The sequence below is a fragment of the Pseudomonas sp. NPDC086112 genome (assembly GCF_044746425.1).
GTDB lineage: Bacteria > Pseudomonadota > Gammaproteobacteria > Pseudomonadales > Pseudomonadaceae > Aquipseudomonas.
This window is the reverse complement of record NZ_JBIVCD010000021.1, coordinates 82,996-96,564: the sequence shown is the minus strand read 5'-3', so window position 1 is coordinate 96,564 and position 13,569 is coordinate 82,996. Positions and strand designations below refer to the sequence as shown.

Here is a 13,569-nt window from a genome sequence, read left to right as displayed (position 1 = left end):
CGGCGTGGCACTGGTTCGCGCTCTGCAGGCTATCTCCGAGCTCAAAGGCGACAACGATGACCAGAACGTTGGCATCCAGTTGCTGCGTCGCGCTGTTGAAGCGCCACTGCGCCAGATCGTTGCCAACTCCGGCGACGAGCCAAGCGTAGTTGTCGACAAGGTCAAGCAGGGTTCGGGTAACTACGGTTACAACGCTGCTACCGGCGAATACGGCGACATGATCGAAATGGGTATCCTGGACCCGGCCAAAGTGACTCGTTCGGCTCTGCAAGCGGCTTCGTCGATTGCCAGCCTGATGATCACCACCGAAGCCATGATCGCTGAGATCAAAGACGACGCACCAGCTGGCGGCGGCATGCCAGACATGGGCGGTATGGGCGGCATGGGCGGCATGATGTAAGCCAGCCTTACCCCGTACATGAAAACCCCGCCTGCGTTAAGCCGGCGGGGTTTTTTATTGCCTGTCAGAAAGGTGTGTTGTTCATGAGGGCCTCTTCGCGGGCAAGCCTCGCTCCTACAGGTATTGAGTCGGACGCAATATCCGCGCACGCCATGAACCTGTAGGAGCGAGGCTTGCCCGCGAAGGCGTCAGCTCAGACGCTGACAGGTTCCGCGCTGGCTACTCGCTCAGCCTTGGAAGCCGGTTTATAAAGAATGTAGTAATACGCCCCCAGACAAATCAACCAGCAGAAAATAGCCGTCCACACGTTGTGCGAAAAGAAGTGCGCACCCTGCATCATCCGGCTGATGGAAAACACCGAACCCAACGTGAACGCGAAGACGAATGCCTTGCGCGCCAGCCTCGGACGACGGTCGCGCAATACAAAGAACAGCGCAAACAATGTGAAGCCAGTCGCCGCATGACCACCCGGCCAGCAGCGGCCCGGCTTGTCGGTGTGCGGACGAGGGCTGAGCAGTTCGCTGTAGGTTTCGTGCCCGCCGAATTGCTCCAGACTCCATGGGCATTGCACCGCCGTCACCGCTTTGACCGGGGTGACAAACGAGGTTGCCAGTGCCAGAGACAACACCAGGCAACCCAGTTCACGCTTGAATGGTTTGAGCCTGTCCATGAAAAAGGAACCGATGAAGCCCAGAATGGCGAACACCGAAAAGGCGATGACCACTTGCTTGGCCCGGTCATGCAGGATGTCTTCCAGGAAGTAACTGTGCCGCCCGATGAACTCGCCGGCGACCGGGTCATAAAACAGCCGGGCAAGGTCCATGTCCAGGGAGGTCAGTTCGAGCAACAGCAGGGTGATCGCCGCAATGGCGGGCACTCCCAGGCATAGCCAGGCATTCAGTGGCCTGGAAGCGGGGCGGGCAGCGGTCGAAGCCATGGCAATTCCTTGGTGAGTGAAATGTTCTGAAGAGCGCAACCGCGGGAGTCTGAACACGCCTCTGTCGTCAGCCTGTGAATCGATGGTGAAAAACTTGTTAAGGCCGTTTCAGGTTTTTTTTGTCGGATTTACCCCTGCACGCCACCCTATCCCTGAGCCACACTTGGCCTTAAGCTGCGCGCCAAGACAGCCGTTACTGTGTACGGAGGAGGTGCCGATGCGAATTCTATTGGTTGAAGACAACCGCGATATCCTGGCCAATCTGGCCGATTATCTGGGGCTCAAGGGTTACACCGTGGATTGCGCGCAGGACGGTTTGTCGGGCCTGCACCTGGCGGCCACCGAGCATTACGATTTGATCGTGCTCGACATCATGCTGCCCGGCATCGACGGCTACACCCTGTGCAAACGTCTGCGCGAGGACGCCCGCCGCGACACGCCAGTGATCATGCTCACTGCCCGCGATCAACTGGATGACCGTTTGCAAGGCTTCAAATCCGGAGCAGACGACTATTTGATCAAACCCTTTGCCCTGTCCGAACTCGCCGCGCGGATCGAGGCGGTCATGCGCCGTGCCCAAGGGGGCGGTCGCCGTGCCTTGCAAGTCGGTGATCTGAGCTACGACCTGGATACTCTGGAGGTCACGCGCGAAGGCCGTCTGCTGAAACTCAACCCGGTGGGCCTGAAGTTGCTGGCCGTGTTGATGCAGAAAAGCCCCCATGTGTTACGCCGCGAGGTCCTCGAAGAAGCCCTGTGGGGCGATGACTGCCCGGACAGCGACAGCCTGCGCAGCCACGTCCATCAACTGCGTCAGGTGATCGACAAGCCGTTCGACAAGCCCTTGCTGCACACGGTGCATGGCGTCGGTTATCGCTTGGCCGAGGGCCGTGATGGAGTTTAAACAGAGCCTTGCGCAACGGATCATCATCGCCTTTGCGTTGATGAGCGCGCTGGTGGCGGGAGCCTTCGCCATGGGCATTGTGGCGACCGTGCACCTGGTGGAAGAGAAACTGATTTCGGCAGGTCTGGGCGGCGATTTGCAACGCCTGCTGCTGATGGACAGCGTGTCGGACTGGAGCCACCGTCCCGAGCCGGACCAGCTGTTCTATTTCAGCGGCGGCCCGGGCGACTTCGAATTACCCAAGGATTTGCGGCACCTGGACTCAGGCTTTCATGAAGTCTTTCGCGAGCAGCTGTCATATCACGCGATGGTCGAAATCGTTGACGGTCGGCGTTACGTGCTGATGCAGGACCAGAGCGATTTCGAAGAGCGTGAGCGGGTGCTGTTTGCCGTGGTGCTGGTGGGTTTCGTACTGAGCCTGGCATTGGCGGTATTTCTGGGCTGGGTGCTGGCACGCAAGGTCATGGCGCCAGTGGTGCGTCTGGCCCGTCAGGTGCGTCATCGCGATCAACTGCTAGGGCTGGCGCCGCCACTGGCGCCGGACTATGCCGCCGATGAAGTGGGCGAGCTGGCCGTGGCCTTCGACGCCACCCTTGGGCGCTTGCGTCAAGCATTGACCCGTGAGCGATTGTTCACCAGTGACGTCAGCCACGAGCTGCGCACGCCGTTGATGGTGTTGGCCAGTTCCTGTGAACTGTTGCTGGAAAACCCTGGCATCGATCAGCGCGGCCGTGCTCAGGTGGAGCGAATTGCCCGTGCGTGTGCCGAGATGCGCGAGCTGGTGCAAACCTTCCTCATGCTGGCTCGCGCTCAACATGAAGACGCCAGCATGGCTCCCCAGCAGACCCTGAGCCAAGTGGCCGACGGGCTACTTTCTCAATGGCGCGAGCCGATCGAAGCCAAGGGCCTGACGCTGAACTTTGAGCCGGGCAATCCGCCGGACACCCGCTATAACGCGACCCTTTTGCATGCGGTGATGGGCAACCTGTTGCGTAATGCGCTGCATTACACCGAGCACGGTTACATTCGCCTCGCCCTGACGGATACAGGGTTCGTGGTCGAGGACAGTGGAGTCGGCATTCCCGAGGAAAAACGCGAGGCGATGTTCGAGCCTTTCGTACGCGGCAACGAGAAACGCGGCGAGGGCCTGGGGTTAGGGCTATCGCTGGTGCAACGGATTTGCGAGAACCAGGGCTGGAACGTCAGCCTGACCAACATGGAACCCAATGGTTGCCGCTTTCAGGTGGATTTGAGTCCGTCTTTGATCTGAAGGAAAAACGAAAAGATCCTGAATTGGCCCTGTAAAACCCTGAAATAATTCCGGGTTTTACATGACAATTTTTTCACAAAGGCACGACCTGACACTGACACGACGCTACCTAAGGTGGTGGTCATCAGAAGTTCAGGAGGCTGCAGTGATGGCTGGTCCGATCAAACTCGATTTTTCCGAAAAGTACGACGATCAACACGCCCAGAAATATTTGCGCAAGCATCAGGAGGGGCTCGGCCGCCGACTGTCCCACTGGCGTGACGAACAATTGGCGCGAAAAGCGCTGACGCTGGCCGGTGAGCCAGGATTGGTCCTCGATTTACCGTGCGGCGCGGGGCGTTTCTGGCCGCTGCTGGCGGAAAAACACAACCGCGTCATCATCGGGGCCGACAACTCGGAGTCCATGTTGAAGACTGCCATGCAGGCGCAACCCGCCGACGTGGTGAAACGGGTACAACCCTTGCACACTTCTGCATTCGACATTGCCTTGCCCGATAACGCCGTCGACAGCATTTTCTGCATGCGCTTGCTTCATCACATCGGTGAAGCCGAGCATCGACTGACCATCCTGCGCGAATTCGAACGAGTCACCCGTGACAGCGTGATTGTTTCGCTGTGGGTGGACGGCAATTTCAAGGCCTGGAAACGCAAGCGCGCGGAGAAACGACGTAGTCAGGAGGGTTACCAGAATCGATTTGTGTTACCGGCCGCCACGGTTGAAAAGGAATTCGAGCAGGCGGGTTTTCGGATCCAGGAACACCTGGATTTTTTACCGCTCTATGCCATGTGGCGGGTATACGTATTACGCAAGAGGTAACAAGATGGCAATGCAATGTGCAGCACAAACAGAAGTGGCTTCTCAGGACCGCTTCGACTACTTCTGGAACCTGCGCGGTGAATGGGTAGAAGAACCCAACGTCCGTCGCGGTGGCGAAAGTGGTGTGCAGCGCGTTAGGGGCAGTGATGGACAGTTGCTCTACACCAAGCGTCAAACCGGGCATATCTATCGCAGCGCGTTACACCCGTTCGGCCGGCCGACGGTGTTGCGCGAGCGCGATGCGCTCATTGGCCTGCGTCTGCTCGACGTTCGTGTTCCGGAAATCGTTTTCTGCGGGGCGCAGCGCGATCCCATGCACAAATGGCGCGCACTGCTGGTTACCAAGTCCCTGGATGGCTTCGGGGAAATCCAACACTGGTACGCGGGTGGCGGTCGCGAGCGTTACGGTGAGGCGGTGCACGATCGCGTGTTGAAGGATCTGGCCGACAACCTGGCCCGCATGCACAAAGGCCGTTGGCAACACGGCTGTATCTACATCAAGCACGTATTCGTGCGGGTCACCGGCGAAGGCGAGTCAGCCAAGGTCGAGGTGGCGTTGATCGATCTGGAAAAATGTCGGCAGCGCTTGACCCCCCATCAAGCGGCGGCGCACGACCTGAAACAACTACGTCGCCACTCGTCGTTCAGCGATACGGACTGGAAAAAACTCGTCTATTTTTATGAGACGGCGTTTGGCAGCGCTATCAAAGGCTTATAACAATGAAACTCGAAATTGCACGAGGTTTGTTTTTAGCCGGAGCCTTGGCAGTTGCTTCATTGGCGGTGGCGGCCTGGGAGCAACCCCGCACGCAAGTCCTCAGCTCCGTGCACGGTGACGCGCATTGTCCGTTGCCCCGGGTTGCCAAGGCACCCGTGGCCACTCAACCCGATCATGACTTGTTACTGTTCATGTTCGGACTTTCTCAGGGACTGAGGCCACAGAGTTGAACAGATTGAAGCCCAAATAAAAGGCCTCGCAGATGCGAGGCCTTTTTTGTATCCGATCGTTCAATGTGGGAGCGGGCTTGCTCGCGAATACGGTCTGACATTCACTAGTGATGACGACTGACACACCGCCTTCGCGAGCAAGCCCGCTCCCACTTTGGTTCTGCATCGCCCACAGGGTTATGGGTGTTTTTCAGGTTTGTCGGGCTTGGCCAGCAACGTGTAGATGCACGGCAACACGAACAAGGTGAACAGCGTCCCGATCGACATCCCCGTCGCGATCACCGTGCCGATGTCGAACCGGCTGACCGCACCCGCGCCCGTGGCGATGATCAACGGCACCATGCCGAACACCATCGCCGCCGTGGTCATCAATACCGGACGCAGACGAATGGCCGCCGCTTCCTCCACCGCTTCGCGAGGCGACAGGCCCTTCTCCTTGCGTAGCTGGTTGGCGAACTCGACGATCAGGATTCCGTGCTTGCTGATCAGCCCGATCAACGTCACCAATCCCACCTGGGTATAGATGTTCATGCTCGACCAGCCAAGGAACAGCGGGATCAACGCGCCACAGATCGACAGCGGCACGGTGACCAGAATCACCAGTGGGTCGCGGAAGCTTTCGAACTGGGCTGCCAGCACCAGGAAGATGATCGCCAGCGCCAGGGCGAAGGTGACCCACAGCGCGCTGCCTTCCTGAACGTATTGCCGTGATGCGCCGGCATAGTCGACGGCGTAACCCGCCGGAGCTTCTTCTCGAGCGATCTGGCGCACGGTATCGATGGCTTCACCCATGCTGACCAGCGGGACCCCGGAAAGAATTGCCGAGTTGAGTTGCTGGAACTGGTTCAACTGACGCGGTCGCGCCCGGTCGGTCACGGTGATCAGGGTCGACAGGGGCAGCAATTCGCCCTTGGTGTTCTTGACGTAATAATGGTTCAGCCAGTCGGGGTTATCCCGGAAGGGTCGTTCCACCTGCGCAATGACTTTATAGCTGCGACCTTCGATGGTGAAACGGTTGATCTCCGCTTCACCCAGCAACGTTGCGAGGGTGCCGCCCAGGTCCTGCATCGACACACCCATTTGTGCAGCCTTGGCGCGATCGATATCCACCACGACTTCGGGTTTGTCGAAGGCCAGGTCGACGTCGACGAAGGCGAACTTGCCGGACTCCATCGCCCTTTTTTTCACCCGGTCCGTCACTTCCAGCAATGACTCGTAGGTGTTGGCCGAGTTGATCACGAATTGAAACGGCAAGCCTTCACCGGTACCCGGCAGGGAAGGCAGGTTGAAGCCGAAGATTTGTAACCCGGGGATGCTCTCCAGCTTGCTTTGGACCTCGGGGAGGATCTGCATCTGGGTCCGGTCGCGTTCGTTCCAGGGTTTGAGCAGGAAGCCGCCGATCCCCGATTGCACGCCGTTGAAGCCGTTGATCTGGAACGAGGAGTAGTACTCGGGGAACTCCTTGAAAATCGCGAGGAACTCGTCGGTGTAGGTGTTCAGGTAGTCGAGGTTGGCCGGCTGCGGGGCACTGGCCATCATGAAGATGACGCCCTGGTCCTCGTCCGGCGCCAGTTCCGATTGGGTGAATTTGAGCAGCACCGGAATCAGGCAGAGTACGATCACCGCGAACACCAGCACCACCGGCCGGGTATTGAGGGTGCCATGAAGCACACTCTGGTAGCGGCGCTTGAGGCCTTCGAAGATCACGTCCAGGCGATGGGCCAGGCCGGTAGGGTTTTCATCGTGGCGCAGCAGCAGGGCACACATCATCGGCGACAGCGTCAGGGCAACGACGCCGGAGATTACCACCGCCCCGGCCAGGGTGAGGGCGAACTCCTTGAACAGCGCCCCCGTCAGACCGGTCAGGAAACCGATTGGCGCATAGACCGCCGCCAGGGTAATGGTCATCGACACCACCGGCATGGCGATTTCCCGGGCACCCTCGATCGCCGCATCCAGCGGCGTCTTGCCTTCTTCGATGTGCCGATGGATGTTTTCCACCACCACGATGGCGTCGTCCACCACCAGGCCGATGGCCAACACCATCGCCAGCAAGGTCAGCAGGTTGATCGAGTAGCCCATCATCTGCATGAAGAACATCACACCGATCATCGACAGTGGAATGGTGACCACCGGGATCACCACCGAGCGCAGGGCGCCGAGGAACAGGAACACCACCACGATCACGATCAGCACCGCTTCGAACAGGGTTTTCACCACTTCGTCGATAGACGCTTGAATGAACAGCGTGGCGTCGTAGGCGATTTCACCTTTCAGGTTCGGCGGCAACTGGGCTTCCAGCTCCGGCATGATCTTGCGCACTTCCCTGATCACATCCAGCGGGTTGGCGCCTGGCGTAGCCTTGATACCGATGTACACCGAGGGGGTGCCGCCAAAAGAGCTGATGGTGTTGTAGTTCTCCGCGCCCATCTCGACCCGCGCCACGTCCCGTAGCAGCACGCGGCTGTCGCCATCGACCTTGAGCGGAATCGCGCCGAAGGCTTCGGCGGATTTGAGTTCGGTGTTGGCGTTGATGCTGGTGACCACATACTCGCCTTTCACTTCGCCGGCGGCGGAGAGGAAGTTGTACTGGCGCACGGCGTTGGTCACATCGCTGGCGCTCAGGCCGTAACCGGCGAGTTTCACCGGGTCCAGCCACAGGCGCATGGCGAACACCTGGTTGCCGAGAATCTCGGCTTCGGCCATGCCCGGCAGCGTCGCCAGTTTCGGCTGGATGACCCGTGACAGGTAATCGGTGATCTGCGGATTGCTCAGCTCGTCGCTGAAGAAGCTGATGTACATCAGCGCCGAAGCGTCGGCGGCTTCCTTGCTCAGCACCGGGTCTTCGGCGTCCTGGGGCAGCTGGTTCTTGACCTCGTTGGCCTTGGCCAGCAGTTCGGTGAACAAGCGGTCGCTGTTGGAGCCGATGCGCGCGTAGATCGAGATCACCGAGAAGTTCTGGCGACTGACCGACGTCATGTAGTCAATGCCTTCGGCGCTGGCCAGGCTCTGCTGCATCGGTTGGGTGATGTAACCCTGGATGGTTTCGGCGTTGGCCCCGGGGTAAGCGGTGGTCACCGTGATCAGGGCGTTTTCCATTTGCGGGTATTGGCGCAGTGGTAACTTGCTCCAGGCCTGGAAGCCCAGCAGCACAATCAACAGGCTGACCACGGTGGCGAGCACCGGGCGGCGGATGAACGGGTCGGTAAAAGCCATGGGGATTCCTTGATCAGTCAGCGCGCGGCTGACTGCTCTTCTCGGCTAGGGTCTTGTCGTCGCTGATGGCAATGTGCGCGCCGTGGTCCAGTTTGATCTGGCCCCCCGTGACCACTTTTTCGCCGTTCTGCACGCCTTTGGTGATCATGACCATTCCATCGCGGCGTTCGCCGGTTTCGATGAAGCGCCGCTCGGCGATCAAAATCGGCTCGCCCTTGTCGTCTTTTTCGAGGCTGCCGTCTTCGGCCTTTTTCTGCGCGACGACGTACAGCGAGTTGCCATAAAGGGTGTAGGTGATCGCGCTTTCCGGCACGACGATGCGTGGCTGCGGATCGGGCAATATCACCTGCAGACTGGCGAACATCCCCGGCAGCAGTTTGTCATCGGGGTTGGCCAGGGTTGCGCGCACCAGCACGTTGCGGGTGCTGCTCTCGACCTTCGGGTTGATCGCACTGATAGTGCCGGGGAAACTCTCTGTCGGGTAGGCTGAGACAATGACTTGTACCGGTTGGCCGAGGGCGATTTTCGGCACCGATTGTTCGGGCACAAAGAAGTCGACGTAGAGGCTGCTGATGTCTTGCAGGGTGGCGATCATCGTGCCGCTGGCCACGTAGTCGCCGACGTCTACCTGACGAATGCCGATGGTGCCGCTGAACGGGGCGAGGATGCGTTTTCTCTCCAGTGCCGCCTTGAGTTGATTGACGGTGGCACGGCTCTTTTGCAACACCGCCGAGAGTCGATCGAACTCGCCTTTGGAAATAGCCTGGCTGCCCACCAATTGGCTGCCGCGACCGTAATCCAGTTGCGCCAGTCCCAGGTCGGCTTGAGCGGTTGCCAGCAGGGCCGTTTCAACGGCGGTGTCGAGTTGCAGGATCGGCTGACCGGCCTTGACCTTCTGCCCCGACTCGAACTGCACCTCCTTGACGGTGCCAGCGATCTCCAGGCTCAGGTCGACCCCTTGCAGCGCCGTGAGGGTGCCGACCGTTGGCAAACGGCTTTGCCACGGACGTTCGGTGGCGGTGGCCACGGCGACACTTATCGGCGGTTTCGGCGCGGAGAAGCCTTGCATCATCGTGTAGATGGAGAAGGCTTTGTAACCGGCCAGGGCCAGCACGATTAGCAGAACAACACCCAACATGATCAGCATGCGGCGACGCAGCATATTTCCATTTCCTTGGAGAAAATCAGGTGAGACAGGCGGGAACATTACTCCGAGTGTGGCAGTGAATCCAACTGCCACTTTTTACAAGCGAGCACAAAACCTGTAGGAGCGAAGCTTGCTCGCGAAAGCGATGTGTCAGTCAGCGGAAATACCGACTGATACTTCGCTTTCGCGAGCAAGCTTCGCTCCTACAAGGGCGGGTGAGATCAGATGAGATGAAGATGGTTGTCCCAGAGCCCGGCAGGCAATTCCAGAGGTTTTGCGACAAGGGTTGTCTGGCGGCAATCGTAGTAGCGGCAACGGCCTTGGCCGGAGGTCACGACAAAACCATCAGCCACGGCCCCGACACCGGCGCAGTCGGGAAGTGGCGCATCCAGGCGCACTTCACCACTGTCCAGGTCCCAGATAAAAAAGCGGTTGCCCCGCGGCGCGGTCAGGGCGACCAGACGCAGTTCGCTGTGTACGGCGACGCTGGCGGTGTAATGCCCCATGGCCTGCAACTGATGCTCGGGGACCGGGAACGCCACGAACGGTTGGCCGGGACGCTTGATCGCCAGCAGCTCCGATGACTCGTGGGCATCGCCCATGAACTGCTGGCCGGCGACGATGGTGCCGTCACTGGCGACGCCCAAGTGCCGCACGCTGTTCATTTGCTGAGCCAGTGTTTCCTTGCTCAACAACGTGCCATCGCGCTGCATTAAAACCAGGCTCGGCTCCATTGCATTGAGGTTCATCTCGACCCTGCTTTCGGCCTCGGTGCGAATGCCGCCGTTGGCCACAATCAGCGTCTCGCCATCGGGCATCCACGACACCTGATGCGGGCCGACACCGTGGGTGGAAAGCTCGCCACTGTGCACCAGCCGCTCATCTTCGAATTTATACACACCGAGCAGGCCTCGGCCCGGATCGGAGGTATCGTTCTCGGTGGCGTACAGCCAGTCGCCGCTCTGGTGAATCACTGCGTGCCCGTAGAAGTGCCGGTTTGGCTGCGAGACCACGGTTTGCAGCAGCGTGCCGTCGCGCAGGTCGATCAGGTAACTCCCGGTGCCCGGACGCCGAGCGACGAACAGCGCTATCGGCCGCGTCGGGTGGTTGATGATGTCGTGGCAACGCTGGCCGACCTGGGTGGCAAACACCCGGGTGCCATCCAGCCGATAACCGACGGCGTAGTGCTTGCCGTCACCGTCGTCCCGCGCCGAGAGCAGCAGCGGGCTTTTGTCCTTTTGCTTGAACAGCGTCCAGCCGCCCAGTGTCACCGCACCCAGCAGCAAACTCCCTAACGTCAGAGCCTGGCGTCGCAGCATGGCACTTGCCCTCATCAGTCACCGTCGTTGGCGTTGAAGCCCAGTTGGATGCCCAGCGCCTTGGCCAGTTCGCCTTCGTGCAGGCGATGGACAACGTTGAGGCTGTCGTAGATGGCGTTGAGCTGCTGGCGCCCGGCATCGTCGGTGAGCATGTCGGTGAGCGAGCGCTGGTTGCTGGCGAACAGTTTCAGGGACGCTGCGTAGGCCGCGTCGATCTTGTCGGCCAAGGGTTTCTGCTCGCTCGGCAACAGACCGCGAAGGCCTTTGTTGTCGACACCGACCCAAACGGTTTGCGCCGCACTCAGGCTCGCTTCCAGGCTTTTCAGCGACGATTGGCTGCGCCAGGCATCGGCCTGGAACGGCTGTGGCGTGCCCTTGCTCTGGCGACCCATCGGCGTGCCGAGTTTTTTCTTCAGGGTGTCCAGTGCGGTGACCTGCACGCGCAGCAGATCGGCGATCGCCTCGTGGGAGTCGGCGTAGCGCTGGTTCGGGAATTTGCTCATCTGCGCGAGCATGCCGTCGTTGGTGTTCCAGCGCGAAAGGATCTCTTCGGCCAGTTGCTTCTGACGTTCGCCAATGGCAGTCAACAGCGGGCAGTATTTGGCTTTCTGAGCGCTGTCGGCCATGTCGATCTTGCTGTCGAACAGGATGTATTCATAGGCCGAGAGCCCCTGAACCACAACGCTGGACTTGGTCAGGGCGGCGGCATCGATCTGTGGCTGCGCGGTGACCAGTTGCTCGACCTGACGGCCCACGAGGTTCTTTTTGTCCGGCCAGAACTGCACCTGCCAGGAACGGTTGCCCTCGGCCAGCGGCCCGATCAGCAGCGGTTGCAACTCGGCCCAGGCTTTCTGCGCGTGCAGGAAGTCGGCGCGGGCGGTTTCGAGGTTTTCCTTGCCTTGGCAGAACGCCAGGGCGCTGACCGCCAATTGACGGTCGGCTTCGACCCAGCGGCTGTAGGTTGGCAGGATCACTTGCTTGGCGATGGCCGCTGACGTGACCGCTTGCGGGTCCTGAGGCGAACAGGCGCCCAAGGCGAGGGCGGCAAGGCTGGTGAACAACAATTTGGGACGGAACATGTCGGGCTCCCGCTGAAGGAAAACGTATTAAAGGGAATTCAAAAACGCCAGCAATGCAGCGCGCTGCTCGGCATTGAAAGACAAAACCTGTTGCTGCGCCGCCTGTGCCTCGCCGCCATGCCAGAGCACGGCTTCGAGCAGGTTGCGGGCGCGACCGTCATGCAAAAATTGGCTGTGGCCGCTGACCGCTTGTGTCAGGCCTATGCCCCACAACGGCGGGGTGCGCCAGTCGCGGCCGCTGGCCTGGAACTCGGTGCGGTTGTCGGCCAGGCCGTCGCCCATGTCATGCAGCAGCAGGTCGCTGTAAGGGCGAATCACTTGATTGGCCAATTCAGGTTCCGCGGCGTTGGCGGCGGTGGTGTATTTCGGGGTGTGGCAGGACTGGCATCCCGCCTGGAAAAACAGATTCTTGCCGGCCAGCACTTGCGGCGCGCCGACATCGCGACGGGCCGGTACCGCGAGGTTACGGCTGTAGAACAGCACCAGACGCAGGATGTTATCGCTGACTTCCGGCTCGCCATCCGGGCCATTGCCGTTGGGCGCCTGCTTGCAAGCGGTTTGCGCGTCGGTGCAGTCATCAATGGGTCTCAGGCTGGTGGTAAGGCCCATATCACCAGAGAACGCGTGAACGTTTTGTTGATTGAGGTTCGGTTGCCCGGCCTTCCAGCCAAATCGCCCGAGGACGGTTTTCTGTTGCGCGTCGTCCCAGACCCGGTTCGGTCGTCCGGCGATGCCGTTCTTCTCCCGAGCCTGGGCCTCGGCGTTAGCCAGGATGGCCTCGTCGGGAATCGCCTCAAGCAAGCCCAGGCCAATCATCGGCGGTGCGATGCGCGCCGAGAAACGCGTGTCGGGGTGCATCGGGCCGTAGCCGAGTTGCGTGATCTGCAGGGTCGGCTTACGCAACTCGATTTCGCTGCCGTCCTTGAACCGCACCGGGACCGCTGTGTAATCGACGCGCACCTTGCCTTCCGGAACGACGCCGGGCACCGACATGTCCTGGAACTGCCCGCCGTAGACCGGCTCCGGAACCACACCCAGTTGTTCGATGACTTTGGCATAAGCCGGCGCATCAGGGATCGACAGACGCACCAGCATCGACACCGCATTCGGTGCATCGGGCGCGGGCGGGTGACCGCGCCCGTCCTTGATGTGGCAGTTCTGGCAGGCGTTGGTATTGAACAACGGGCCAAGGCCATCGCGGGCGGTGGTGGTCGACGGCGCGATCACCCAAGGGCTGCGAAAGAAACTGTTGCCGACGCTGAAATCGACGCGCCGTGACGGCGGCAGATTGGCGGACGGCAGGGAGAATGCGTTCTGATCGGTCTTGCGCACCGTTGCGCTGCCGCCGGAGCGGGCTTCACCGGGTTCGGCCTGGGTGAAACGCGGGGCGTCATCGCAGGCACTCAGGCCCAGGGCCAGCAACAGAGCGGACAAGCGAAGAGGCAGCGAGGGCATCGGACATCCTGCAAGACGAGCAAAACAAGGGCGCAAAGTCTAACAGGGCAGGAGAGTTTGAATAAGAGGAATTATCGTTT

The 13,569-nt window shown here is 60.2% G+C and carries 12 protein-coding genes; 6 read left to right on the top strand and 6 right to left on the bottom strand.

The window, feature by feature from the left end; translation table 11 throughout:
- The coding region (locus tag ACIPLA_RS16440) for a TCP-1/cpn60 chaperonin family protein (protein ID WP_401174192.1) at positions 1 to 400 on the top strand (400 nt) is incomplete at its 5' end.
- Positions 401 to 593: 193 nt separating this feature from the next.
- Here the strand turns inward: ACIPLA_RS16440 and ACIPLA_RS16435 are convergent.
- On the bottom strand, positions 594 to 1,337 hold the full coding sequence (locus ACIPLA_RS16435; protein ID WP_401174189.1) for a phosphatase PAP2 family protein: 744 nt from the start codon (positions 1,335 to 1,337) through the stop codon (positions 594 to 596).
- A 217-nt stretch (positions 1,338 to 1,554) separates the two neighbouring features.
- On the opposite strand from ACIPLA_RS16435, the gene colR reads away from it, so the two are divergent.
- From colR to ACIPLA_RS16410, 5 genes are all read left to right on the top strand, one after another.
- Positions 1,555 to 2,238 carry a two-component system response regulator ColR gene (colR, locus tag ACIPLA_RS16430; protein ID WP_008069526.1) on the top strand — a complete coding sequence of 228 codons (684 nt, stop codon included), beginning with the start codon at positions 1,555 to 1,557 and terminating at the stop codon, positions 2,236 to 2,238.
- Positions 2,228 to 3,508 carry a HAMP domain-containing sensor histidine kinase gene (locus tag ACIPLA_RS16425; RefSeq protein WP_123500740.1) on the top strand — a complete coding sequence of 427 codons (1,281 nt, stop codon included), beginning with the start codon at positions 2,228 to 2,230 and terminating at the stop codon, positions 3,506 to 3,508. The genes colR and ACIPLA_RS16425 overlap by 11 nt, the downstream gene beginning before the upstream one ends.
- Before the next feature lie 148 nt (positions 3,509 to 3,656).
- Positions 3,657 to 4,325, top strand: a complete 669-nt coding sequence (locus ACIPLA_RS16420; RefSeq protein WP_218398023.1) for a class I SAM-dependent methyltransferase — start codon at positions 3,657 to 3,659, stop codon at positions 4,323 to 4,325.
- Positions 4,326 to 4,329: 4 nt separating this feature from the next.
- Positions 4,330 to 5,043, top strand: a complete 714-nt coding sequence (locus tag ACIPLA_RS16415; RefSeq protein WP_401174184.1) for a lipopolysaccharide kinase InaA family protein — start codon at positions 4,330 to 4,332, stop codon at positions 5,041 to 5,043.
- A gap of 2 nt (positions 5,044 to 5,045) precedes the next feature.
- Positions 5,046 to 5,273, top strand: a complete 228-nt coding sequence (locus ACIPLA_RS16410; protein ID WP_026331876.1) for a hypothetical protein — start codon at positions 5,046 to 5,048, stop codon at positions 5,271 to 5,273.
- Positions 5,274 to 5,450: 177 nt separating this feature from the next.
- Here the strand turns inward: ACIPLA_RS16410 and ACIPLA_RS16405 are convergent, their stop codons facing one another.
- The 5 genes from ACIPLA_RS16405 to ACIPLA_RS16385 all read right to left on the bottom strand — a co-directional run bounded on the left by ACIPLA_RS16405 (position 5,451) and on the right by ACIPLA_RS16385 (position 13,489).
- Positions 5,451 to 8,489, bottom strand: a complete 3,039-nt coding sequence (locus tag ACIPLA_RS16405) for a multidrug efflux RND transporter permease subunit (RefSeq protein ID WP_401174181.1) — start codon at positions 8,487 to 8,489, stop codon at positions 5,451 to 5,453.
- 13 nt (positions 8,490 to 8,502) lie between these two features.
- The gene (locus ACIPLA_RS16400) at positions 8,503 to 9,651 is read right to left on the bottom strand and encodes an efflux RND transporter periplasmic adaptor subunit (RefSeq protein ID WP_401174178.1); all 1,149 of its coding nucleotides are present in this window, start codon (positions 9,649 to 9,651) and stop codon (positions 8,503 to 8,505) included.
- A gap of 206 nt (positions 9,652 to 9,857) precedes the next feature.
- Complete coding sequence (locus tag ACIPLA_RS16395) at positions 9,858 to 10,955, bottom strand: DUF1513 domain-containing protein (RefSeq protein WP_401174175.1); 1,098 nt, start codon at positions 10,953 to 10,955, stop codon at positions 9,858 to 9,860.
- 14 nt (positions 10,956 to 10,969) lie between these two features.
- Positions 10,970 to 12,034 carry an imelysin family protein gene (locus ACIPLA_RS16390; RefSeq protein WP_401174172.1) on the bottom strand — a complete coding sequence of 355 codons (1,065 nt, stop codon included), beginning with the start codon at positions 12,032 to 12,034 and terminating at the stop codon, positions 10,970 to 10,972.
- Positions 12,035 to 12,061: 27 nt separating this feature from the next.
- A complete protein-coding gene (locus ACIPLA_RS16385; protein ID WP_401174169.1) occupies positions 12,062 to 13,489 on the bottom strand; it encodes a di-heme oxidoredictase family protein in 1,428 nt (475 codons plus the stop codon).
- Positions 13,490 to 13,569: the final 80 nt, after the last annotated feature.

Excerpts from the sequence above, each read along its gene's own strand:
- ACIPLA_RS16435 (WP_401174189.1), bottom strand. The coding sequence starts at position 1,337 with ATGGCTTCGACCGCTGCCCGCCCCGCTTCCAGGCCACTGAATGCCTGG.
- colR (WP_008069526.1), top strand. The coding sequence starts at position 1,555 with ATGCGAATTCTATTGGTTGAAGACAACCGCGATATCCTGGCCAATCTG.
- ACIPLA_RS16425 (WP_123500740.1), top strand. The coding sequence starts at position 2,228 with ATGGAGTTTAAACAGAGCCTTGCGCAACGGATCATCATCGCCTTTGCG.
- ACIPLA_RS16420 (WP_218398023.1), top strand. The coding sequence starts at position 3,657 with ATGGCTGGTCCGATCAAACTCGATTTTTCCGAAAAGTACGACGATCAA.
- ACIPLA_RS16415 (WP_401174184.1), top strand. The coding sequence starts at position 4,330 with ATGGCAATGCAATGTGCAGCACAAACAGAAGTGGCTTCTCAGGACCGC.
- ACIPLA_RS16410 (WP_026331876.1), top strand. The coding sequence starts at position 5,046 with ATGAAACTCGAAATTGCACGAGGTTTGTTTTTAGCCGGAGCCTTGGCA.
- ACIPLA_RS16405 (WP_401174181.1), bottom strand. The coding sequence starts at position 8,489 with ATGGCTTTTACCGACCCGTTCATCCGCCGCCCGGTGCTCGCCACCGTG.
- ACIPLA_RS16400 (WP_401174178.1), bottom strand. The coding sequence starts at position 9,651 with ATGCTGCGTCGCCGCATGCTGATCATGTTGGGTGTTGTTCTGCTAATC.
- ACIPLA_RS16395 (WP_401174175.1), bottom strand. The coding sequence starts at position 10,955 with ATGCTGCGACGCCAGGCTCTGACGTTAGGGAGTTTGCTGCTGGGTGCG.
- ACIPLA_RS16390 (WP_401174172.1), bottom strand. The coding sequence starts at position 12,034 with ATGTTCCGTCCCAAATTGTTGTTCACCAGCCTTGCCGCCCTCGCCTTG.
- ACIPLA_RS16385 (WP_401174169.1), bottom strand. The coding sequence starts at position 13,489 with ATGCCCTCGCTGCCTCTTCGCTTGTCCGCTCTGTTGCTGGCCCTGGGC.